The organism is Pseudomonas sp. SG20052, assembly GCF_031766055.1.
GTDB lineage: Bacteria > Pseudomonadota > Gammaproteobacteria > Pseudomonadales > Pseudomonadaceae > Aquipseudomonas > Aquipseudomonas mandelii.
This window is the reverse complement of the sequence record NZ_CP134498.1, coordinates 4,092,661-4,115,209: the sequence shown is the minus strand read 5'-3', so window position 1 is coordinate 4,115,209 and position 22,549 is coordinate 4,092,661. Positions and strand designations below refer to the sequence as shown.

Genomic DNA, 22,549 nt, shown 5'->3' with positions numbered 1-22,549 from the left:
TGTGGTGTGTGCTCCATGGGGGTTGTCTTTTTTTTTCGATTGCAGGCATCAAAAACGCCAGGTCATGTTTCCGGTCACCGCTTGAATCCAGGCATTGTCGAATTGACCGGAAGTTCGAGTGCCCGACGTGGACTTGGTCTGGTCCACCGGCATGTCACCAAGCCAGACCATGGCCCAGCTGACGTTAATGTCGGTGACCTTGTTCAGAGCATAGGTGGCCCCGGCCGCAATGCGCCAGGATTCGTCCATGGGCACGGTAAACGTGCGGTTGCCGTCGGAAACGGCGCTGCTGTCGTAAGCCACGCCGAAATTCCACAACAGCTGCGGGGTGGCCTGGTACTGCGCGCCCAGGGCCAGTTGCCAGGTGTCTTTGAAATGGGCGTCGACGGTGGTCGATTGTGAACCGACTGCGGTGGTGTCGACTTGCACCGCGATATCGCCGAACTCGGACCAGTCCTGCCAGTTGACGGAGGCGAGCAAGGCCCATCGCGGGTCGAGTTGCTGGAACAGGCTCAGGGTCGCGGTTTGCGGCACGGTCATGTCGAGTTGGGTATTGGTGTTGTTGACGCGCTCCAGCAAACGGCCGTCGCCTTTCACATCCAGCCGGTCTTCGAAGTCCAGATCGACCTTGCTGGTGTAGGCCAGGCCAATACGGGTGCCGGGTTGCGGGGCGTAGATCACTCCCACATTCGCCCCAAAACCCCAATCGTTGTCTTTGTACTTGAATTGGCCGTCGCTGCGGTCGGTGAAGCCAAAGGGTGAACGATCGATCGCGGTTTGCGCTTGCAGCATGCCGTACATGGCTTTCACACCGACGCCCACCGACCATTGATCATCGAAGCGATACGCCACGCTGGGCACAAACGACAAACCGGCGAGGCTGACGTTCTGCGCAAAATAGCGCCCGGACCAGTCGTTGTCGTAATTGGCCGCCAACCCGAAGTCGCCGTAATTGCCGAAACCGACGCTCCAGTGGTCATCGAATTGATGGCTGATGAAAAAGCTGCCGCCGGGAATCGGGTCGAAGGCATTGCCACTGCCGCTGCCCGTGCCGTTGGTGTTTGAGTCGCGATCAAAGCTCAGGTCGCCGTAGAGCAGCTGCAATCCGCCGGTAATTTGCGTACCTGGCAGATAACTCATGCCCGCCGGGTTGCTGGCGATGGTGGAAGGGCCTTGTGCGCGGGCGGCGGCACCGGCGTTGGCAAGCCCCACGTTATCGGTGCCGATTTCATAGAGCATGATGCCGCCGGCCTGGGCCTGCTGGCAGCACAGCGCAAACAGGGTGCAGGCGGGTAGGACGACTGTTTTTAATTGCATGGATCACCTCAGCGGATGTCCGTCATGAACGCGGGTGGCTGGCAGCCGCCACCCGTGTATTCGCCTGTCTACTTGGCCATGGCCGCCCGGGCTGCTTCGATCCTGGCTTTGACCGCTTCCAGGTTAAAGCTCGCGCCTTTTTGCATGGGTGGGAACTCAACCGCCGTTTCAGCCAGTTTGACCACCTGCTGCTGTACAAACACAAAGCGCCAGAACTGGAACTTGAACCACTCGAAGTACTCCAGTGAGCCACTGGCTGCCATGTTTTCCGGCCACCCGGCGCGTTCGAACGGGTCGAGCCGCAGGTTGGTCAGGACCGGCATGTCCAGCGTGACCTTAGCCCCCAGCCAGCCGCCGGGCTGATCGATGAAGCGGTACTTGAAGTCATCGATACGGATCGCACCCAGCGTACTTTCGCCGAAGTAGAAAATTTCATGCCGGTTCGACGGACCTTTACCGGTGATCATCGGTGTCTGGTCATAGCCATCGAGGTGGACCTTGTACGTTCTGTCGCCCAGTTGCTTGCCCTTGAGCAGTTCGGTGGCGATGTTCGGGTTGCCAGCGGCGGCAACGAGGGTCGGGAACCAGTCCAGGCCGGACATGATGCCGTTGGCCACGGTGTTGGCCGGTACGTTGCCAGGCCAGCGGACGATCGCCGGAACCCTGAAGCCACCCTCCATCACGGTACCTTTGCCCATGGCAAAAGGTGTGGTGCCGCCATCCGGCCAGGTGAAGTTTTCCGCGCCGTTGTCGGTGGTGAAAATCACGATGGTGTTGTCATCCATGCCGTCTTTTTTCAGCTTGGCCATGACGTCGCCGACGATGTCATCGAGCTGCGCCATGCCGGCTTCCTGCTCCGACCAGCCATTCTGCGAATTGCGCATCGCTTCGTACTTGTCGGACAGGTGCGTGACGATGTGCATGCGGGTCGGGTTCAGCCACAGGAAGAACGGTTTGTTATCGGTCTTGGCCTTGTCGATGAAGGTGAAAGCCTTGTCGCGGATTTCGTCGTCGACGGTTTTCATCCGCTCGGGATAGAGCGTACCGGCGTCTTCGATTTTCTGTTTGCCGACCTTGCCCCAGCGCGGCATCACCGTCGTATCGTCGGTGGTGGTCGCCCAGCTGTGGACCATGTTGCGCGGGCCAACGGTGGCCAGAAGTTCTTGCGGATAATTGGGGTGTGCCGGGTCTTCCATGGCGTCGAGGTGATAGAGGTAACCGAAGAACTCGTCGAACCCGTGCGCGGTGGGCAGAAATTCGTTCAAGTCGCCCAGATGGTTTTTGCCAAACTGGCCAGTGGAGTAACCCATGGCCTTGAGCGCGGTGGCAATGGTGACCGCTTCAGCGGGAATACCGACAGGTGAGCCGGCCTGGCCGACCGTGGTCATGCCGGTACGGATCGGCAGTTCACCGGTAATGAAATTGGCACGCCCAGCGGTGCAACTGGCTTCGGCGTAGTAGTCGGTAAAGCGCATGCCTTCTGCAGCGAGCTGGTCGAGATTGGGGGTCCGGCCGGCCATCATGCCCTGGTTGTAGACGCCGATATTGGACCAGCCAATATCGTCGCCCATGATGACCACGATGTTGGGGGCGGGTTTGTCGGCCGCTTGGGTGATGCCGGGTAGAACCATTGCAGACAACAACATTGAAACAGCAAACAACCGGGTTAATTGTGTCTGGTTCATGAGCAGCTCCTGCGTACTGATAAGTACCGAAGTCAGGCCCCCCGACCTTTTTTAAATGGGTATCCCCCGAAAGAGCGTAGGTATGAACTGGGAAATATCCAGTAGTAATTGACAGTGATGTGCAGCTGTCTCATGAGCTTTACAGCATGGTCGGCGACGGCCGGATTCAACTGATCTTTTCGCACCAATCCCTGCCCGACGACTCCATCACCAGCGAAACATTGGCAGCGGTTTGAGCGGGGAGCGCAGGAATTGCCGTGCGGTTTGCCGGAGCAGCATCCCGTGAAAACCATGATTGGGCAGTACCGACTTCACCGTTTTGATGTAGGCCCGCGGCAGGCCGAACGTCAGCAGGCCGAGCGACACGTCAATGATATCGGCGCGTCGGAAGGGCTCGACGCTGAGCGCATGGTCGGCAGCATAGGACCGCACTTTGTGGTGTTCGAGGATCAGTGCCGTCACTTCGCCGCTCAAGTGCGACAGTTGCCGATTGGCGAGGTAGTCGGTGGCCAGGCGCACCGAGGGTTCCAGGTAATCAATGGTTTGATCGGTCCAGATGCCCAGGTCGTGAAACGCCCCGGCGATCTGCACGGCTTCGGAGGGCAGGCCTTCAATGCCGCTGATCGCGCGGTAGAAGTTCAGCACCCGGTAAATGTGATTGCGATAACCCAACAAATCGGCACCGACCGCCAGGGCGTAGGACGTCAGTATTTCGTCGGTCACGGGGAATTCGAGAAGGGGGTTCATCGGTACGGACCTCACGCGTCGCGCAACAGGTCATTGGCGTTGAGGATCTCGAAGGCGATCTCCGGGCGTTTCTCCAGGCTGCGGCGAATCGCGGCGGGGATCGACTGGCGGGTCTTGCGGCACAAGCCCGGCAACTCGCCGAGGGTGATGCCGATGCCGCGCATGGTACGCACTTCATTGAAGCTGGGGACGATGTCCACGCGGATGCCCAGTTGTGCGTACATGCGGTTTTGCAAGCGTTCGAGGTCAGCCAGGCTTTCCAGGTTTTCCAGACGATCGAGCAGACGCTTTTCTTCCTGTCGGGTCAGAAACAGGATGCGCACGTCCGCGCCCGGTGTTTCCAGCAACGGGTCTCGCCCGCAGATGCAGGCGCCGGGCGGGCAGGGTGAGCGGATCGGAGCAGAGGTCGTCATGGGCCTTAATCATAGAGCGCCCCAGACGAATCGTCAGTCGGAAATATCGGTCACCGGGATGATCTGTTCGCCGTCGGGCTGAGTGCCGGTCACCGTTTTCCTTTCCCGACGATCATTGATCCAGTTGTCCACCTGGGCGCCGAACTCGGCCGGGGCTTTACGTCCGACCCTGCGGGCAAGGTCGAGAATGGTCTGCTGGGCGAGGGCGTCTTCCATGCGTTTCTGCGCGGTCATCATGACGGCGTGAACCGAGCAATGACCTTCCACTGCCCACGTCGGCGGGGAGCCTTCAAACAACGCGCAACGCCCACGGATATCACGGCAATCGAAGATGAGCTTCTGGCCATCAATGGCGTTAACGATGTCCAGCACGCTGATTTCGTCCGCCGGCCGAGCAAGTTTGAACCCGCCGCGCACGCCCTCGGTCGCGACCACCAGTTTGGCCTTGGCCAGTTTGGTGAAAATTTTCGCCAGGTAGTCCAGCGGCACGCCTTGCAGCTCAGCGAGGTCGCGCACGCTTGCCTCACGGCTGTCGCCGTAATCGCCTACCAGAAAAAGCAGGCAGTGAATGCCGTACTCAACGCCCGCGCTGTAGAGAGACATGGTTATCTCCGACTGAAAGAGTCGCCAATGTTACCAGCCGATTGTCAGGGGTGCAACGAAGCATCGGCATGCCCTTGATCGCCTGCCTGTCCTGTGCTGCATATGGATCGAAGCTTGTGCCTGGATTGTCGAGGTATCTGAATGTGTGATGATAACCATCGATAGAAGGTTGTTGCGTCCTGTAACTCGGATCACTATAGTCGCCGTTGTCAGCTCGGCGACGAGTTCAGTCTTTGGTCTTCTTCGGAGTTAAAACAATGAAACAGCACATTCTGGTCATCGGCGCAGGTTTCGGTGGCATGTGGACGGCATTGAGCGCCACGCGCCTGTTGGACATCCATGATCACAACCACGTAGACGTCACGGTACTGGCGCCTCAGGCCGAGCTGCGGGTGCGTCCACGCTTCTACGAGCCGAATGCTCATCAACTGGCGGCACCCCTTGGCGACCTGTTCGATGCCGTCGGTGTGAAGTTCATCAAGGGCGCAGCGCAATCCATCGACGTGCAGCAAAAACAAGTCGGCTACACCGATGCATCGGGTGCCGAACAGGTGTGCAGCTACGACAAACTCGTTCTGGCCACCGGCAGCGGTCTCGCCTTGCCCAACACTCCAGGCGTGGCCCAACACGCCTTTGACGTGGACCAGATTGAACAGGCGATACGCCTGGAAAACCATCTGAAATCCCTGGCCAACCTGCCGCAAAGCACAGCTCGAAACACCGTGGTTGTGGCCGGTGGCGGCTTTACCGGGATTGAAACGGCGACTGAAATGCCGGCGCGTCTGCGGGCCATCCTCGGAGAGGACGCTGACATTGAAGTGATCATTGTCGATCGCGGTGAAAAAGTCGGGGCGTCCATGGGCAGCGAAATCAGCCAGTCGATCGCCGAAGCCAGCACTGAGCTGGGCGTGAAATGGCGCTTGAAGTCGTCGGTCGTTGCTGTCGATGAAAACGGTGTGACCCTGGCCGATGGCCAACGCATCGACGCCAAGACTGTGGTCTGGACCACCGGGGTGCGGGCAAGCTCGCTGACCGAGCAGATCCCGGCCGAACGCGACCACCTCGGTCGCCTGCACGTTGACGCCCACCTGAAAGTCATCGGTCAGGACGACATCTTTGCCACCGGTGATGTGGCTTATGCCGCCGCGGATGACATCGGCAACTACGCCATGATGACCTGCCAGCACGCGATCTCGCTGGGCCGTCATGCCGGCAACAACGTCGCTGCGCAAATCCTGGGCGTGGCGCCGAAGGCGTACAGCCAGCCCAAGTACGTTACCTGTCTGGATCTGGGCGCGTGGGGCGCGGTGTACACCGAGGGTTGGGATCGCCAGGTGAAACTGGTCAAGGAGGAAGGCAAATCGCTGAAGACCCAGATCAATACGGTGTGGATCTATCCGCCGGCCGCTGACCGCGCAACTGCGCTGGCGGCTGCGGACCCGATGATTCCGGTTGTGGCCTGATAAGCAGCTGTCTCGATAAGGCTGCCTGTATGAAAAATCCCGCTCAAGTCACCTTGGGCGGGATTTTTTTATTTAGATGCGGAAGGCTTGCCGGCCTACCAGCAACCATTTGCCGGACTTCTTTTGCCAGATCTGGAAGTTTTCGATTTCAGTCGGGACCACCTCGGTGCCCTTGATCGCCTGTGCCGAAAAATGATGACGAACCAGCGCTACATCACCCGAGACGGTGATGGTCTGGTTCTGCATTTCCAGGGTTTTGAAAGCGCTCTTGCCCGTTTCGATATCGGCGATGAAGTCTTTCTTGTCCTGGACCTTGCCGCTCGAGTGGCCGTAGGTCAGGTTTTCAGCGGTGAGCGCTTTCAGTTCGGGGATGTTCTTGTTGAGCATGGCTTGCGTCAGATGGTCCACCGCCTGTGCCACATCCTTCTCGCCCGGAGCAGGGGCTGCCACCACGTAGCCACTGAAGAGGCACAGAAAACCAATCAGCACTTTCACTTTTTTCATGGGTAGTTCCTTGTTGTTATGGATGACTCATCGGTCATCGTACAACCTAGCAGAAATTTAATGAATAGTGGCAATACGACGTGGCAAGACTTCTACGGGCTGATAGAAGTCTTGCCGGTTAAAGGGAGGGGGTTTGGATTGCAGCTTCAGGCCAGCATCGATAGCAGGGCACCTTGACGGTCCAGTTTGGCCAGGTCGTCGAAGCCTCCGACATGGGTGTCACCGATGAATATCTGCGGCACGCTGCGACGACCGCTGCGGGTGAGCATTTCCTGGAATTTTCCGGGGTCCGATTGAACATTGATCTCCTGGCTGGCGATGCCTTTGCTGGCCAGCAGCGCCTTGGCATTGCGGCAATAAGGGCAGGTGTCGGTGGTGTAAAGCGTCACAGTGCTCATGGGGTGTACTCCTCGGGTCAGACATCCGCCTCAAGCATCGATGGCAGGGAAGTCGATGTCGGTCAGGGCCAGGTTGTTGAGGTAGTTGGTCAGCGTCTGCGAGGCAATGTGGGCGACCACCTCGATGATCTTGGCATCGGTGATGCCGGCTGCACGCGCCGCTTCAATCTGCTCGTTACTCAGGTGGCCGCGACTTTCGGTGATTTGCCGGGCCAGCGTGGCAAATGCGTTGAGTTGGCCGTGTCGAGCACTGACGATGTCTTGCGCGGACAGCCCGGCCTTGCCGGCAAACACGGTGTGCGCCGCCAGGCAGTAGTCGCAACCGTTGACCTGCGAAGTGGCCAGGAAGATCGCTTCTTTTTCAGGGGCGCTCAGCGATGTTTTGCCCAAGGCCACCGACTGTTGCAGATAGGCCGACAGGACGGCGGGGGCGATTGCCAGCGTCTTGAAGACATTGGGCAAAAAGCCGATTTTTTTCTGCACGCCTTCCAGCAGCGGGCGAGTGGTGTCGGTGGCGTGTTCAAGGTTCAGGGGGGCGATGCGGCTCATGTTGAGACTCCGTCGATTCAAGCGCGGTATGCGCTGGGTACGGGGTCCATGCTATGGATCATTGCTGGCTTTAAGGGTGCAAATCGTCGAGGATATGCGACAGATCGTCCAGATCTGTTCCCCGGGGAGTCGTTCCATGGATCGCTTGTCCACCTTGCTCACGCATTTCGGTGTCAGTGCCGGCACTTTCCACAGTGGCGATTTTTGCGGCGTCACGTCCTTCGATGGCGAACAGGCCACCGGGCACCTGCATTTGCTTCAGGCTGGTGAACTGACGCTCAAACTGGCTGATGAGCGAGTCCTGCAGCTCAATGAACCGACGCTGATTTTTTTCCCGCGACCTTATCGTCACCGCTTGTTCGCCAGCGAAGCGTCGGGCACTCAATTGGTGTGCGCCTCTCTGGAGTTCGACGGTGGGGCGGGCAACGCTCTGGCGGCCGCGTTGCCTGAATACCTGGTGCTCAAACTCGACAGCATCCCGACCCTGGCTGGCACGCTGGACTGGCTGTTCAGCGAGGCGTTCGGCGGCATTTGTGGTCGCGAAGCGATGATGGATCGGCTGTTCGAACTGCTGGTGATTCAGTTGTTGCGGCACATCCTGACCAGCCGTGACCAGACGCCCGGGATGATGGCCGGTCTCGCCGACCCACGCCTGGCGCGCCCCTTGAGCCTGATGCACGACGCGCCCGGCAAGGCCTGGACCGTGGCCGAACTGTCGGCGGCAGCCAATATGTCCCGGGCCAGTTTCGCCGACTACTTTCGCTCGGTGGTGGGGCAGACGCCGGTCGACTATCTGGTGAGCTGGCGGATCAGCCTGGCGCAGAAACGCTTGCGTGAGGGCAAGTCCATCGCGCTGATCGCCGATGAAGTCGGCTACGAAAGCCCCTCGGCGCTGGCCCGGGCGTTTCGTCGTAAAACCGGTGCCAGCCCGCGCGAGTGGTTGCAAGACGCCAAACGCCCGCGGTGACCACCCCCGTTGGTCAAGCACGTTCCCTGTAGGAGCGAGCCTGCTCGCGAAAGCGCTGGATCAGTCGCCATCGATGTTGGATGTGCCGACCTCTTCGCGAGCAGGCTCGCTCCCAGAGGTTGGGTGGGCGTGAGATAGACTCATCTACGGGCACCGAACCGTGGGAGTGACACCTGTGGCGCAATTTAAATGGACTCACTGATCACCGCCGCAGCGCACGCACTCGCGGCGGGCGATCCCCTCGGTGCGCTGAACCGGGTTGCCTTGCGCGACGATGCTCCTGCGCTGGCGCTTCGCGGCATCGCCATGGCGCAATTGGGCGATCTGGTCCGGGCCAAGGCGTTGGTGCGCAGCGCCGCACGCGCCTTCGGTCCGAAAGCGCCTGTGGCCCGGGCGCGGTGCGTGGTCGCCGAGGCCGAAATCGCCCTGGCTTCACGGGATCTCGGCTGGCCGGTGAAGGCGCTCGAAGCGGCGCGAGTGACTTTGCAGGCGCATGGCGATGGCGCGAATGCGGCCCATGCGCGGTATTTGCAGGTTCGACGTTTGTTGTTGATCGGGCGTCTGGATGAGGTCGACCGTTTGCTCGCCGAGCTCGACCCCGCACCGCTGCCGCCGGCATTGCGCGTCGTTCATGAATTAGTGGTGGCCGGGATCGCCGTGCGGCGACTCGAAACAAGAAGGGCGCGGTCTGCGCTCGAAAGGGCCGAACGTGCGGCCTCAGACGCCGGTATTCCCGCGCTCACCGCCGAGGTTGAACACGCCGCTCAAGTCCTCGACACGCCCGCTGCGCGACTGATTGCCCGGGGTGAAGAACGCCCCCTGAGGCTGGATGAGGTGGAAGCATTGCTGAGTTCACCGTCTCTGGTCGTCGACGCGTGCCGATACGGCGTGCGCGGCGCGGGGATGTCGGTGTCCCTGGCCAAACGACCGGTGTTGTTCACCCTCGTGCGGGCGTTGGCCGAAGCCTGGCCCGAGGATGTGGCGCGGGAAACACTGATCACCCAGGCCTTTCGCCAGAAGCTCACCGATGAATCTCATCGCGCCAGACTGCGCGTCGAAATCGGTCGGCTTCGCAAAGCGCTGAAACCCCTGGCCGGTATCAGTGCGACGAAACGCGGGTTTGCGCTGCAACCAGAGAGTGCTGATGACGTTGTCGTACTGGCGTGGCCCGTCGAAGAGCCCCAGGCGGCGCTGCTGGCCTTCCTGGCCGACGGCGAATCGTGGTCGAGTTCGGCGCTGGCCCTGGCGCTGAAGGCCAGTCAACGCACGGTGCAACGGGCCCTCGATTCGCTGGCAAGCGCCGGCAAAGTGCAATCGTTTGGTCGCGGGCGCGCCCGACGCTGGATGACGCCGCCGCTGCCTGGATTCGCGACGACTTTGTTACTCACAGCTTGGGTGCCGGGTGACTAGGATCCATCTCACCACCCAACGAAGAGGATGCAACCATGAAGCAATCATCTGCCGAGATCATCCACGAATACGGACCCTTTCCGGGCGTCGACGCCGTGCATGGCGTTTCTTATGACGGCGAGCACGTCTGGTTCGCCTCCGGAGAAAAACTCAACGCCCTCGACCCGGTAAGCGGTAAGACGCCTCGTTCCATCGATGTCGCCGCGCATGCCGGAACAGCCTTTGACGGCCGGCACCTGTACCAGATCGCCGAGGATCGCATTCAGAAGATCGATCCTTCGAATGGTCGTGTACTCGGCACCATTCCGGCGCCCGGCGGTGGGGGTGACTCAGGGCTCGCCTGGGCTGAAGGCACGCTTTGGGTGGGCCAGTATCGCGAACGCAAGATCCATCAAATCGACCCCGACACCGGCAAGATTCTTCGCACGATCGAGTCCAACCGTTTCGTCACCGGGGTGACCTGGGTGGAAGGCGCGCTCTGGCACGGCACTTGGGAAGGTGAGGAAGGTGAATTGCGGCGAGTAGATCCGAACACCGGCGAGGTGCTGGAAAGCCTCACGCTACCAACCGGTGTCGGCGTGTCAGGGCTTGAGTCCGACGGTGCGGACCGATTTTTTTGCGGGGGAGGCAATAGTGGCAAGGTGAGGGCCGTTCGTCGGCCCGCCTGATCCTAAAACGTGAATTGACGCGAAGACCGAGGCGCGCTCTGGGCCAATTCGATCTCCAGCAGGTGTTCAACCAACACGTCATTGAGGAACCGGAATTGATCGTTGAGCCCGACCACTTCATTGTTGAAGTGGTTCGCGGCTGCCGGTATCAGCAATGCCTCGAAGTTTTTGTCGAACACCAGTGACAACTCTTTGCGAGAGACGAATGGCTGCGAATAGAAGTTGTTGCCGAACACCGGGAAGCTTACGCAAAGGGTAATGGCGTGGATCATGATCTGCGCTCCTTGGCGAGGACGATGTAGGAAAAGACAGTCAGCGTAACGGCCGTCAGGGCCAGGCAGGTCAGCAGATGGATCAACATGATTTTCCCCTCCGGTGTGGGCTTTTGCCTTGGGATGGGTTGATCCTGCGCCTGGCGGTTTTTTAGCGGAAGGCAATCGTCGCGATGGTGAGTATCGACGCCGTTGATGGTGATCTTCAGGGCCCCATCGCGAGCAGGCGCGCTCCCACAGGGATTGGCGTCGTTCGCAAGCCTGTGTTTCACCACAGACCACTGTGGGAGCGAGCCTGCTCGCGATGAGGCCCTGGAAAACACCACCAGCTCCAAGCGAACAAACCCCGCCACCTATACTCAAATAAACAGTCCTTTGAACACCGGACATACCGTCCGGGGAACACTGTAGGAACCGCGATCTTGAACCTGCGTTCGCTGATCGTCCCCGTGATGGTGGTGTTGGCGGGATGCGCCACGCCTGTGCGTGCCCCGGTGGTGGCGCCGGTCGTGGTGGTGTCGCAAAGCACCTGGCGGCAGGTGGACCAGGAGATTGTCGCCGCGTCGCAGTCCGCGACCGAGCAGACCAAAATCTATGCCCGGGGCGCCATGGATTACTGGCGCACGCGGGTCTACCAACTGACCGAAGAGAACTTCATTCCCTGGTTCAGCAGTTACTGGACCCAGGAATGGCTATCGGTGAAGGTCAGCTGGTACAGCCTCAGTGCCAAGGGTGAGCAGGATGCCTCGGCCAAGCGCCTGGCGGCCTACCTGCTGGAGCAATACCAGAAACGCGTGCTGGCGCCGGTCGCGGTAGAGATCGATCCCGACGCGATTCTCGGCTTGGCGACGGCCTTCTACGTGGACATTCTTCAGGAGGAACTGCAGCGAATCTCCCAGCGCCACGGCGTGCCGATGGCCCAGCTCAACGGCCGCATCCAGAAAATCCCCGCGATAGCACTCGGGCCACCGCCCGCGCGTGATGCGTCGCTGTATCAGGTCGTGCACACCCAACCGCTGAATTCGTTGCCGGCCTACGCGGCGTTGATCGAGAAGATCCACAAGGCGGGGGGCGACAAAGGTGTTGATTCGACCGACACCGCCATGGCGCCGGTGGCCAAGCGCGCCAGTCAACGGATGGAGGCCGAAATGGCCCCGCGAGGCGCGGCCAGTGCGGTGGCCGCAGCAGCCGGGAAACTGGCCGGCGCCCTGATTTCGGTGGGGGTAGCCGGCATTCGGGCGATTATTCAGGCCAATGACCGGCCGGACAGCGAAGCGCTGATTCGCGCCAGCCTGGGCAATACGTTCGACAAGGCCTGGATGAAACTCGTGCAGAACCCGACCTCCGGCGTCATGGCAGGGACGCTGTACATGGCGGCGCAGATCGAGGGCAACCTGGCGGAGAGCGCTGACATACCGTCGGTCAGTTCGGGCGGCGGCGCTGTCGATTGGAGCCCGACAGAATCGACTACCCAGCAGACCGTTCCATAACCGAAGGAGAAACACCATGTCCTACGTTGATGGCTTCCTCGCTGCCGTGCCCACCGCCAACCGCGAAAAATTCAAGAAACACGCCGAAACCGCCGCCGTTATTTTCAAGGAATGTGGCGCGCTCAGCGTCGCTGAATGCTGGGGCGACGACGTGCCGGACGGCAAAGTAACCTCGTTTCCCATGGCGGTGAAACTCAAGGAGGATGAAACCGTGGTGTTCAGTTGGATCATCTGGCCGGACAAGGCCACCCGTAACGCGGGCATGGACAAAATGATGAACGATCCGCGGATGCAGCCGGACGTCAATCCGATGCCCTTCGATGGCCAGCGGCTGGTCTTTGGTGGTTTTGAAATGATCGTGAAGGCCTGATCCCGTTGAAAGGATCACTCCGGCGACGGGGTGATCCTGCAGCTTTTGCGGTTGCGGATCTCGCTGTCCGTCGGCCGCTCCCTGACGAATTCGAAGCGCGGCTCACCTTCGCTATAGTGAACCAGCCAGCCCCATTCCAGCTCGGACTCATCCTGCCCCGGTTTCGGTGGCATTGCCCACCATGGCTCTTTGCTGATGATCTGTCGCATGGCCCCCTCCCGTTGATTCGGTTGGTTCAACTATAACGTGCATGTCAGGAGCTGCCAGGCATGACTGACGAATCCCGTGAACCGTTCAAGCGGCTGTTTTTCGCGCTCAATTGCCCGCCGGAGCAGCGCAAGGCCATTGCTCAATGGCGCAGCGCCCTTGAGCTGCGCAGCGGGCGTCCGGTGCCGGCGGAAAACTTTCACCTGACATTGTTGTTTTTGGGGGCTGTCGGCGTGGCGCAGATTGGCGAGATCTGTACGGCGGCCGGGAAGGTCCACATACCGGGTATACCGCTGAGGTTGGCGCTGGATCGAATGGAGGTCTGGCGCCGGGCAGGGGTGTTGGTTCTGGCGCCGGAGCAGGCACCGCCGGAGTTGTTGCGTCTGGTGTATGCGCTGGAACAGGCGATGTTGCCGTTTGGCGTTGAAGAGACGCCGAAGGCGTTTCGGCCGCACCTGACGTTGATGCGTGATTATCGAATGCCTGTGCCTGAGTCCGCGACGCCGCCCGAATTTTTCCTGCGGGCTGATCGCTTTGTCTTGTTTGAATCCCATAAGGGGCGGTATCGGGCGCTGGCGGAATGGCCGCTGGCCCTTGCATAAAAAAAGGCGCCCGAGGAGGGCGCCTAAGTTCACCTTAACCGAGGAAGCCAGGTGAGGCCGTTCGTCAGAGAGGATGCAGCGGTGGTAAGGCGCTGCGTGAACGGAAACTTTGACAGTGATCGTTCCCACGCGTGGGAACGATCATTGAGCGACTATTTCCCGAGTTTCACCCGCGTCCAGCCCCGAGTCATCACGCGCTGAACGCCGATCGGCATATCCGGAATCGCATACAGCGTCGCCATGACCGCTTGCGGCGGATACGACCCCGGATCATCCCGGATGGCCTCATCCACCAACGGTGTGGCCGCCGCATTGGCGTTGCTGTAGCCGATGTTGTTGGTGATCTCGGCGATGATGTCCGGGCGCATCAGGAAGTTCATGAACAGGTAGGCGTTCTCCACGTTCGCCGCGTCCTTGGGGATCGCGACCATGTCGTAGAAGCTGCCGGCCCCTTCTTTCGGAATGCTGTAATCGATCTTCACTTTGTCGCCCGCTTCCTGGGCGCGCGCCTTGGCTTGCAGCACGTCCCCGGAGTAACCGACCGCGACGCAGATGTTGCCGTTGGCCAGGTCGGAGATGTATTTCGACGAATGGAAATACGCCACTGACGGCCGAATTTTCATGAACAGCGCTTCGGCTTCGGCGATCTGAGCCTTGTCCTGGGAGTTCACCGGATAACCCAGGTAGTGCAGGGCCGCCGGGAGCATCTCGGTAGGCGAGTCGAGGAAGCTGATGCCACACGCTTTCAGTTTTTCCGCGTTTTGCGGTTTGAACAGCAAGTCCCAGGAGTTGGTCGGTGCATTGGCGCCGAGCACTTCCTTGACCTTGGTCGGGTTGAAGCCAATGCCGATCGAACCCCACATGTACGGGAAAGCGTGGCCGTTATCCGGGTCACTGGCGGACGCGTTTTTCAGCAGCACCGGGTTGAGGTTTTTCCAGTTCGACAGCTTCGACTTGTCCAGTTCCTGATAGACCCCGGCCTTGATCTGCTTGGCCAGGAAACTGTTGGACGGCACCACGATGTCGTAGCCGGACTTGCCGGCGAGCAGACGTGCTTCAAGGGTTTCATTGCTGTCGAACACATCGTAGGTCACGCGGATGCCGGTCTCGTCTTCGAACTTCTTGACGGTGTCCGGGGCGATGTAATCCGACCAATTGTAGACGCGCAGAACCTTGTCATTGGCCTGGGCAACGGTGGCAATCGCGCCCACTAAGGACAGTGTCAGCAGAGTCCTGCCAAACATTTTCATCGGTACAACTCCATTCTTTTTATTCAGTGACACAAAGCAAAAATGCGGTAAACACAAAACCTGTGGGGCAATACACAACCTGTGGCGAGGGAGCTTGCTCCCGCTGGGCTGCGAAGCGGCCCCAAGAATTCTGGCAACCCTGCCAATTGTGTGAGTGCTGCGCACTCAAGCGGGAGCAAGCTCCCTCGCCACAGTTAACTCAACAACCTAAACCGTCGCTTCCACCATTCGCTTTTCAGGTTGCTGCCACGATTCGCTCGCGGTCTGGTCCATCGCTTCCTGGATCGCACGTTTGCGGGTGGCTTCGGCACGGCGGCTGAAGTACCAGACCATGAAGGTCACGATCGAAACGGCCAACAGAATCAGGCTGGCCACGGCGTTGATCTCAGGCTTCACCCCCAGACGTACCGCCGAGAACACTTCCATCGGCAAGGTCGTCGAACCCGGCCCCGAGACGAAACTCGCCAACACCAAGTCATCCAGCGACAGGGCAAACGACATCATGCCGCCGGCCGCCAGTGACGGCGCGATCATCGGAATGGTGATCAGGAAAAACACCTTGAACGGCTTCGCCCCAAGGTCCATCGCCGCTTCTTCGATGGACAAATCCAACTCACGCAAACGCGCCGAGACCACCACCGCGACGTACGCCGCACAGAACGTGGTGTGGGCGATCCAGATGGTGACGATGCCACGCTCCATCGGCCAGCCGATCAACTGCGCCATCGCCACGAACAGCAGCAACAGCGACAGGCCGGTGATGACTTCCGGCATCACCAGCGGCGCGGTCACCAGACCGCCAAACAAGGTGCGACCCTTGAAGCGCGTCACGCGAGTCAGCACGAATGCCGCCAACGTCCCCAACGCCACCGCCGCAATCGCCGTGTAGCAGGCGATTTCCAGCGAGCGCACCACCGAGCCCATCAGTTGCGTGTTGTCGAGCAGACCGGCGTACCACTTGAACGACCAGCCGCCCCAGACCGTCACCAGTTTGGAAGCGTTGAACGAGTAGATCACCAGAATCAACATCGGCAAGTAGATAAACGACAGGCCGAAAATCAGCATGAACTTTGAAAATCCGAAGCGTTTCATCCCCGTGCCTCCATCTCTTTGGCCTGGCTGCGGTTGAACAGCAGAATCGGCACAATCAGGATCAACAGCATCACCACCGCCAGGGCAGACGCCACCGGCCAGTCGCGGTTATTGAAGAACTCTTGCCACAGCACGCGACCGATCATCAGCGTCTCAGGGCCGCCCAGCAGCTCCGGAATCACGAACTCACCGACCACCGGAATGAACACCAGCATGCAACCGGCAATGATCCCGTTCTTGGCCAGCGGCACGGTGATTTTCCAGAAGTTGTTGAAGTTGCTCGAACCCAGATCCGACGCCGCTTCCAGCAAGCTTTGATCGTGCTTGACCAGGTTGGCGTACAGCGGCAGCACCATGAACGGCAAGTAGGCGTAAACCACACCGATATACACGGCCGTGTTGGTGTTGAGGATCTCGATCGGGTGATCGGTCAGCCCGGTCCACATCAAAAAACCGTTGAGCAAACCGTTGTTGCTGAGGATGCCCATCCACGCATACACGCGGATCAGGATCGCGGTCCAGGTCGGCATCATGATCAGCAGCAGCAAAACGTTTTGCGTTTCCTTGTTGGCCTTGGTGATCGCGTAGGCCATCGGAAAACCGATCACCAGGCACATCAATGTGCTTAAAAACGCGACCTTCAACGAGCCGAAGTAGGCCGAGATGTACAGCTCATCCTGAGTCAGCAGCGAGTAGTTACCGAGGTTCAGCAGCAGCTGGAATTTCTGCTCCGCGAAGGTGTAGATCTCGGAGTAAGGAGGAATGGCCAGGGCCGCTTCCGAGAAGCTGATCTTCATCACCAGGAAGAACGGCAACAGGAAAAACAGGCACAGCCACAGGAAAGGAATCCCGATGACGAGCTTTCGACCACTCGGCATCAGCCGCATGAACCGCTGATTGAGTGTTTTCATGAGCGCAGTACCACGCCGCTGTCGTCTTCCCACCACACGTAGACTTTGTCGTCCCAGGTCGGTCGCGCGCCACGGCGTTCGGCGTTGGCCATGAACGATTGCACGACTTTGCCGCCAGGCAATTCCACGTAAAACACCGAGTGACCGCCGAGGTAGGCGATGTCATGCACCTTGCCTTGGGACCAGTTGTAGCGAGTGTCCGGCTTGAGGGTACTGACCAACATTTTTTCCGGGCGGATCGCGTAGGTGATCGACTTGTCCTGCACCGAGGTGCTGACGCCGTGACCAACGTAAATCTTCTGTTCCAGGTCCGGGCTGTGAATGATCGCGTGACCTTCAAGGTCTTCCACCACCGTGCCTTCGAAGGCGTTCACGTTGCCGATGAACTCGCAGACCATGCGGCTGACCGGTGCTTCATAAATGTCGACCGGACTGCCGATCTGCGCGATCCAGCCCAGGTGCATGATCGCGATGCGCTCAGCCATGGTCATGGCCTCTTCCTGGTCATGAGTCACCATCACGCAGGTCACGCCGACCCGTTCGATGATTTCCACCAGCTCCAGTTGCATCTGCGAACGCAGCTTCTTGTCCAGGGCGCCCATCGGTTCGTCGAGCAGCAACAGCTTCGGACGCTTGGCCAGGGAGCGGGCGAGGGCCACGCGCTGACGCTGACCGCCGGACAATTGATGGGGTTTGCGTTTGGCGTACTGGGTCATGTGCACCAGGCGCAGCATCTCTTCAACGCGGGCGTCGATTTCGCTGGCGGGCAAACGGTCCTGCTTGAGGCCGAAGGCAATGTTCTGCGCCACTGTCATGTGCGGGAACAAGGCGTATGACTGGAACATCATGTTGATCGGCCGCTCATACGGCGGCATGTCGGTGATGTCGACACCGTCGAGCAGAATCCGTCCCTCGGTCGGGCGCTCGAAGCCTGCGAGCATGCGCAGCAGGGTCGATTTGCCGGAGCCGGAACCACCGAGCAGGGCGAAGATTTCGCCTTGATGGATCTCAAGCGAGACATCATCCACCGCGGTGGTTTCGTCGAATTTCTTGGTGACGCGGTCGACTTTCACCAGCACCTTTTTCGGTGCCTGGTGACCCTCAAGAGCCTTCCTGTAGATGCTGGAGGCGTTTGCCATGTGAAACTCCCAACAGGTTTCAGTCGTCGGGCCAACGCGGCCTGACTTAAGAGTGGATTGCTAGCCCGGACAGGTTCAGTCGGAGCACGAACCCTGTAGGAGCGAGGCTTGCCCGCGAAGGCGGAGTGTCAGTCGACATCATCGATACCTGATACACCGCCTTCGCGGGCAAGCCTCGCTCCTACAAGAGGTTGCGCTCGCCTGGTCCCTGTCGCTCGGGCTTGTTCGGCGCCGCCGTCCTGGCTGCCTGGTAGTACTTGTTGTTATCGCAGTGTGTTGTTGTCGCAAGTCACGGACGCGCAAAGACACGCCCGCCTGACTCGCGGGGGCAGTAAAGGGTTGTTTTAAGTCAGCGGGTTTTACGCAACGCGGCCCGTCGCCGGCACGCATCACCGAACGCCTGGAAAATGCTCAAGTAGGGCGGGTTCGACAGGACCTGCCATTCCGGGTGCCATTGCACACCGACGGCAAACGCCTGGCTGTGTTCCACCGAAATGGCTTCGATCAAACCGTCCGGCGCAACCGCTTCGGCGCGCAGGCCTGGCGCCAATCGATCAATACCCTGACTGTGAATCGAATTGACCCTGAACTCGGCGGGCAACTCCATCGCTTCGAACACGCCACCCGGTTGCACCGTCACGGTATGCGCCGGGGCGTATTGCACCGCCAGCTCGGGACTGTCCGCTTCCCGGTGATCGAGCATGCCGGGCAGTTCATGCACCTTCTGGTGCAGGCTGCCGCCGAACGCCACGTTCATTTCCTGAAAGCCGCGGCAGATGCCGAGCACCGGCACGCCCGCCGCAATGGCTGCACGCAATAAAGGAAGGGTGGTGGCGTCCCGCGCCGGATCGTGATCCGTGCCGGGGGCACTGTCCGGGCCTTGATAGTGGAAGGGTTCCACATTCGAGGGCGAGCCGGTCAGCAGCAGACCGTCGAGCTGCGCGAGCAGATCGTCGATATCGGTCAATTCGCCTAGGGAAGGAATAACGACGGGCAGCCCCAAAGCCGCAACGCTGACAGCACGCAAGTACTTGTCGCCGCTGATGTGGTAGGGGTGCAGGCCAATCTGTTTGACGCACGCTGTAACGCCGATCAATGGCTTGAATGCCATTTTTATCACCTCGAAGTTTCACACTTGAACGAGCTTTTCCGGAGCTTAGCCTTGTTGATTTTAATTAACAACTCTCATGTAAAAAATTCTAAACGCCGATCGTCCGATCCTCAGGGTTTACGCGGTGCTCAAGACCGTTATGGCACTCTCGCCCCCCAAAAAGGCCCGAAAATAAAGGTGGAGAGGCCAAGTGTTCGCTATTGACTTCACTTTGCCGTTCGGGTTGACTGGGCTCGCAACAAGGTAGTGAACATAATAATTAACAGCTAATAGGTGCATCATGTCGGTCCCTCTGCGTACCGTTCAACTCAACGAAGCAAACGCATTCCTTAAGAAATATCCTGAGGTTTTGTACGTCGACCTTCTGATTGCGGATATGAACGGTGTGGTGCGCGGCAAGCGCATCGAACGCACCAGTCTTCATAAGGTTTACGAAAAAGGCATTAACCTGCCGGCGTCTCTGTTTGCTCTGGACATCAATGGTTCTACGGTGGAAAGCACCGGCCTGGGTCTGGACATCGGCGACTCGGATCGAATCTGCTATCCCATCCCTGGCACTCTGAGCATCGAGCCGTGGCAGAAGCGTCCAACCGCGCAGTTGCTGATGACCATGCACGAACTGGAAGGCGAGGCGTTCTTCGCTGACCCGCGTGAAGTGCTGGCCAATGTGGTGCGCAAGTTCGACGACATGGGCCTGACCATCTGCGCGGCGTTCGAGCTTGAGTTCTACCTGATCGACCAGGACAACGTGAACGGTCGCCCGCAATCGCCACGTTCGCCGGTCTCGGGCAAGCGTCCGGTGTCGACCCAGGTGTATTTGATCGACGACCTGGATGAATACGTCGACTGCCTGCAAGACATCCTTGAAGGCGCGAAAGAGCAGGGCATTCCTGCCGACGCCATCGTCAAGGAAAGCGCCCCGGCGCAGTTCGAAGTGAACCTGCATCACGTCAACGACCCTATAAAGGCCTGCGACTACGCGGTGTTGCTCAAGCGTCTGGTGAAGAACATCGCCTACGACCACGAGATGGACACCACGTTTATGGCCAAGCCGTATCCGGGCCAGGCGGGCAACGGTTTGCACGTGCACATTTCGATTCTCGACAAAGAAGGCAACAACATCTTTGCCAGCGAGGATCCCGAGCAGAACGCCGCGCTGCGACACGCGATCGGCGGTGTGCTCGAGACCCTGCCGGCGCAGATGGCCTTCCTGTGCCCGAACGTCAACTCATACCGCCGTTTCGGCGCGCAGTTCTACGTACCGAACTCGCCGAGCTGGGGTATCGACAACCGTACCGTTGCCGTGCGTGTGCCGACCGGTTCCGCCGATTCGGTGCGCATCGAACACCGCGTGGCGGGTGCCGATGCCAACCCGTATCTGTTGATGGCGTCGGTGCTGGCCGGTATTCACCACGGCCTGACCAACCAGATCGAGCCGGGCGCCCCGGTGGAAGGCAACAGCTACGAGCAAAACGAGCAGAGCCTGCCGAACAACCTTCGCGATGCATTGCGCGAGCTGGACGACAGCGAAGTCATGGCCCGTTACATCGACCCGCTGTACATCGACGTGTTCGTGGCGTGCAAGGAAAGCGAGCTGGCCGAGTTCGAGAACTCCATCTCCGATCTTGAGTACAACTGGTATCTGCATACCGTTTGATGGGTTGAGCGGTGGGGCAATTACTTTCGATATTGAATGTGAGGGCCTCTTCGCGGGCAAGCCTCGCTCCTACAGGGAGAAGTGCCTGGCGCAGAAGCCGTGCACGCTGCAATACCTGTAGGAGCGAGGCTTGCCCGCGAAGACGGCCGCGCAGTCAGCGATGCAATTCGCCTGATACACCACCTTCCATCGACTTCTTATTCCTCTGCGTCGAGTCACAACCATGACAAACACTCGCAGCGACTGGGAACAAAGCTTCCAGTCCCTCACTATCGAAGGCCGCGCATTCATCGACGGCCAATACCGCCCGGCACTCAGCGGCGACACCTTTGAATGCATGAGCCCGGTAGACGGTCGCTTCCTCACCAACGTCGCCAGCACCGACGAAGCCGATGCCAACGAAGCCGTGGCCGTCGCGCGCCGTACCTTCGAATCCGGTATCTGGGCCAACCTTGCCCCGGCCGAGCGCAAGCGCATCCTGATCCGCTTCGCCGATCTGATCCTGGCCAACCAGGAAGAACTCGCCCTGCTCGAAACCCTCGACATGGGCAAGCCGATCAACGATTCCATGAACATCGACATCCCGGCGACCGCCAACGCGATCCGCTGGAGCGCCGAAGCCATCGACAAAATCTACGACGAAGTCGCCGCCACGCCGCATGATCAACTGGGCCTCATCACCCGCGAGCCAGCGGGCGTGGTCGCCGCCATCGTGCCGTGGAACTTCCCGTTGATCATGGCCAGCTGGAAGTTCGCCCCGGCGCTCGCGGCCGGCAACTCGTTCATCCTCAAGCCTTCGGAAAAGTCGCCACTGACCGCCATCCGCATCGCCCAGTTGGCACTGGACGCTGGCATCCCCAAAGGCGTGTTCAACGTCCTGCCGGGTTACGGTCATACCGTCGGCAAGGCGCTGGCGTTGCACATGGACGTCGACGTGCTGGCCTTCACCGGCTCGACCGCGATTGCCAAGCAACTGCTGATCTATTCCGGGCAAAGCAACATGAAACGCGTCTGGCTCGAAGCAGGGGGGAAGAGCCCGAACGTGGTGTTCGCCGACGCGCCGGATTTGCGCGCGGCAGCACAAGCGGCGGCCGGTGCCATTGCCTTCAACCAGGGCGAAGTCTGCACCGCCGGCTCGCGCTTGCTGGTGGAACGTTCGATTCGCGAGCAGTTCATTCCGCTGCTGGTGGAAGCGCTGCAAGCCTGGAAACCGGGGCACGCACTCGATCCGGAAACCACCGTCGGTGCGGTTGTCGATCAGCGTCAACTGGACAACGTGTTGCGCTACATCCAGGTCGGCAAAGACCAGGGCGCGCAACTGATCGCGGGCGGCAGTCGCACCCTCGAAGCCACCGGTGGCCTGTACGTGGAGCCGGCGATTTTCGACGGCGTGACCAACGCCATGACCATCGCCCGGGAAGAAATCTTCGGCCCGGTGCTGTCGCTGATCACCTTCGACACCGCGGAAGAAGCGCTGGCCATCGCCAACGACAGCATCTTCGGCCTGGCCGCCGGCGTGTGGACCAGCAACCTCAGCAAGGCCCACACCTTCGCCCGTGGCTTGCGCGCCGGCAGTGTCTGGGTCAACCAGTACGACGGCGGCGACATGACCGCGCCGTTCGGCGGGTACAAGCAGTCGGGTAACGGTCGGGACAAATCGCTGCACGCGTTCGACAAATACACCGAACTCAAAGCGACCTGGATCAAGCTCTAATACTTCTACA

General features: G+C 59.9%; 24 protein-coding genes. 9 read left to right on the top strand and 15 right to left on the bottom strand.

Annotation, left to right across the window (positions count from 1 at the left end):
- Nucleotides 1-48 precede the first annotated feature (48 nt).
- From RHP74_RS18845 to RHP74_RS18825, 5 genes are all read right to left on the bottom strand, one after another.
- Nucleotides 49-1,317 carry an outer membrane protein transport protein gene (locus tag RHP74_RS18845; protein WP_311096051.1) on the bottom strand — a complete coding sequence of 423 codons (1,269 nt, stop codon included), beginning with the start codon at nucleotides 1,315-1,317 and terminating at the stop codon, nucleotides 49-51.
- 68 nt (nucleotides 1,318-1,385) lie between these two features.
- Nucleotides 1,386-3,002, bottom strand: a complete 1,617-nt coding sequence (locus RHP74_RS18840) for an arylsulfatase (protein WP_311096050.1) — start codon at nucleotides 3,000-3,002, stop codon at nucleotides 1,386-1,388.
- A 207-nt stretch (nucleotides 3,003-3,209) separates the two neighbouring features.
- A complete protein-coding gene (locus tag RHP74_RS18835; RefSeq protein ID WP_311096049.1) occupies nucleotides 3,210-3,749 on the bottom strand; it encodes an HD domain-containing protein in 540 nt (179 codons plus the stop codon).
- Between the two features lie 11 nt (nucleotides 3,750-3,760).
- A complete protein-coding gene (locus RHP74_RS18830; protein ID WP_010455472.1) occupies nucleotides 3,761-4,162 on the bottom strand; it encodes a hypothetical protein in 402 nt (133 codons plus the stop codon).
- A 33-nt stretch (nucleotides 4,163-4,195) separates the two neighbouring features.
- Entirely contained in the window at nucleotides 4,196-4,765 is a 570-nt protein-coding gene (locus RHP74_RS18825) for an Rrf2 family transcriptional regulator (RefSeq protein ID WP_102595026.1), read from the bottom strand.
- A gap of 257 nt (nucleotides 4,766-5,022) precedes the next feature.
- Between RHP74_RS18825 and RHP74_RS18820 the strand changes: the two genes are divergently transcribed.
- Nucleotides 5,023-6,228, top strand: coding sequence for an NAD(P)/FAD-dependent oxidoreductase (locus RHP74_RS18820; protein WP_083376426.1), 1,206 nt, complete (start codon nucleotides 5,023-5,025; stop codon nucleotides 6,226-6,228).
- A 72-nt stretch (nucleotides 6,229-6,300) separates the two neighbouring features.
- On the opposite strand, the gene RHP74_RS18815 is transcribed toward RHP74_RS18820, so the two are convergent.
- The 3 genes from RHP74_RS18815 to RHP74_RS18805 form a co-directional block, all read right to left on the bottom strand.
- Entirely contained in the window at nucleotides 6,301-6,732 is a 432-nt protein-coding gene (locus tag RHP74_RS18815; protein WP_010455466.1) for a nuclear transport factor 2 family protein, read from the bottom strand.
- 146 nt (nucleotides 6,733-6,878) lie between these two features.
- A complete protein-coding gene (gene grxC, locus RHP74_RS18810; protein ID WP_010455465.1) occupies nucleotides 6,879-7,130 on the bottom strand; it encodes a glutaredoxin 3 in 252 nt (83 codons plus the stop codon).
- A gap of 30 nt (nucleotides 7,131-7,160) precedes the next feature.
- Nucleotides 7,161-7,679, bottom strand: coding sequence for a carboxymuconolactone decarboxylase family protein (locus tag RHP74_RS18805; RefSeq protein WP_311096048.1), 519 nt, complete (start codon nucleotides 7,677-7,679; stop codon nucleotides 7,161-7,163).
- A 136-nt stretch (nucleotides 7,680-7,815) separates the two neighbouring features.
- Between RHP74_RS18805 and RHP74_RS18800 the strand changes: the two genes are divergently transcribed.
- The 3 genes from RHP74_RS18800 to RHP74_RS18790 all read left to right on the top strand — a co-directional run bounded on the left by RHP74_RS18800 (nucleotide 7,816) and on the right by RHP74_RS18790 (nucleotide 10,724).
- Nucleotides 7,816-8,646 carry an AraC family transcriptional regulator gene (locus RHP74_RS18800; RefSeq protein ID WP_077749113.1) on the top strand — a complete coding sequence of 277 codons (831 nt, stop codon included), beginning with the start codon at nucleotides 7,816-7,818 and terminating at the stop codon, nucleotides 8,644-8,646.
- A 189-nt stretch (nucleotides 8,647-8,835) separates the two neighbouring features.
- Nucleotides 8,836-10,056 carry a helix-turn-helix domain-containing protein gene (locus RHP74_RS18795; RefSeq protein ID WP_311096047.1) on the top strand — a complete coding sequence of 407 codons (1,221 nt, stop codon included), beginning with the start codon at nucleotides 8,836-8,838 and terminating at the stop codon, nucleotides 10,054-10,056.
- Nucleotides 10,057-10,091: 35 nt separating this feature from the next.
- Nucleotides 10,092-10,724 (top strand): DUF5074 domain-containing protein, encoded by a 633-nt coding sequence (locus RHP74_RS18790; protein WP_010455457.1) that lies wholly within the window; start codon nucleotides 10,092-10,094, stop codon nucleotides 10,722-10,724.
- A gap of 2 nt (nucleotides 10,725-10,726) precedes the next feature.
- On the opposite strand, the gene RHP74_RS18785 is transcribed toward RHP74_RS18790, so the two are convergent.
- The gene (locus RHP74_RS18785) at nucleotides 10,727-10,996 is read right to left on the bottom strand and encodes a hypothetical protein (protein ID WP_010455456.1); all 270 of its coding nucleotides are present in this window, start codon (nucleotides 10,994-10,996) and stop codon (nucleotides 10,727-10,729) included.
- 422 nt (nucleotides 10,997-11,418) lie between these two features.
- Between RHP74_RS18785 and RHP74_RS18780 the strand changes: the two genes are divergently transcribed.
- Complete coding sequence (locus tag RHP74_RS18780; RefSeq protein WP_311096046.1) at nucleotides 11,419-12,486, top strand: hypothetical protein; 1,068 nt, start codon at nucleotides 11,419-11,421, stop codon at nucleotides 12,484-12,486.
- A 16-nt stretch (nucleotides 12,487-12,502) separates the two neighbouring features.
- Nucleotides 12,503-12,856: a DUF1428 domain-containing protein gene (locus RHP74_RS18775; protein ID WP_010455450.1), complete on the top strand. Its 354-nt coding sequence runs from the start codon at nucleotides 12,503-12,505 to the stop codon at nucleotides 12,854-12,856.
- Nucleotides 12,857-12,870: 14 nt separating this feature from the next.
- Here RHP74_RS18775 and RHP74_RS18770 read toward each other — a convergent pair whose 3' ends face one another.
- Complete coding sequence (locus tag RHP74_RS18770) at nucleotides 12,871-13,065, bottom strand: hypothetical protein (protein WP_010455448.1); 195 nt, start codon at nucleotides 13,063-13,065, stop codon at nucleotides 12,871-12,873.
- 60 nt (nucleotides 13,066-13,125) lie between these two features.
- Here RHP74_RS18770 and thpR point away from each other — a divergent pair, with 60 nt between their 5' ends.
- Complete coding sequence (gene thpR / locus RHP74_RS18765) at nucleotides 13,126-13,665, top strand: RNA 2',3'-cyclic phosphodiesterase (RefSeq protein ID WP_200666477.1); 540 nt, start codon at nucleotides 13,126-13,128, stop codon at nucleotides 13,663-13,665.
- Nucleotides 13,666-13,817: 152 nt separating this feature from the next.
- On the opposite strand, the gene RHP74_RS18760 is transcribed toward thpR, so the two are convergent.
- The 5 genes from RHP74_RS18760 to RHP74_RS18740 form a co-directional block, all read right to left on the bottom strand.
- Nucleotides 13,818-14,915 (bottom strand): polyamine ABC transporter substrate-binding protein, encoded by a 1,098-nt coding sequence (locus RHP74_RS18760; protein WP_311096045.1) that lies wholly within the window; start codon nucleotides 14,913-14,915, stop codon nucleotides 13,818-13,820.
- 207 nt (nucleotides 14,916-15,122) lie between these two features.
- Nucleotides 15,123-16,007: an ABC transporter permease subunit gene (locus RHP74_RS18755; RefSeq protein WP_010455442.1), complete on the bottom strand. Its 885-nt coding sequence runs from the start codon at nucleotides 16,005-16,007 to the stop codon at nucleotides 15,123-15,125.
- Nucleotides 16,004-16,885, bottom strand: a complete 882-nt coding sequence (locus RHP74_RS18750) for an ABC transporter permease subunit (RefSeq protein WP_167362304.1) — start codon at nucleotides 16,883-16,885, stop codon at nucleotides 16,004-16,006. The genes RHP74_RS18755 and RHP74_RS18750 overlap by 4 nt, the downstream gene beginning before the upstream one ends.
- Before the next feature lie 29 nt (nucleotides 16,886-16,914).
- Entirely contained in the window at nucleotides 16,915-18,057 is a 1,143-nt protein-coding gene (gene potA, locus RHP74_RS18745; RefSeq protein ID WP_311096044.1) for a polyamine ABC transporter ATP-binding protein, read from the bottom strand.
- Between the two features lie 349 nt (nucleotides 18,058-18,406).
- A complete protein-coding gene (locus tag RHP74_RS18740) occupies nucleotides 18,407-19,168 on the bottom strand; it encodes a gamma-glutamyl-gamma-aminobutyrate hydrolase family protein (protein WP_077749123.1) in 762 nt (253 codons plus the stop codon).
- A 280-nt stretch (nucleotides 19,169-19,448) separates the two neighbouring features.
- On the opposite strand from RHP74_RS18740, the gene RHP74_RS18735 reads away from it, so the two are divergent.
- Both RHP74_RS18735 and RHP74_RS18730 read left to right on the top strand, forming a co-directional pair.
- A complete protein-coding gene (locus RHP74_RS18735; protein ID WP_010455434.1) occupies nucleotides 19,449-20,825 on the top strand; it encodes a glutamine synthetase family protein in 1,377 nt (458 codons plus the stop codon).
- 223 nt (nucleotides 20,826-21,048) lie between these two features.
- Entirely contained in the window at nucleotides 21,049-22,539 is a 1,491-nt protein-coding gene (locus tag RHP74_RS18730; protein WP_311096043.1) for an aldehyde dehydrogenase, read from the top strand.
- Nucleotides 22,540-22,549 lie beyond the last annotated feature (10 nt).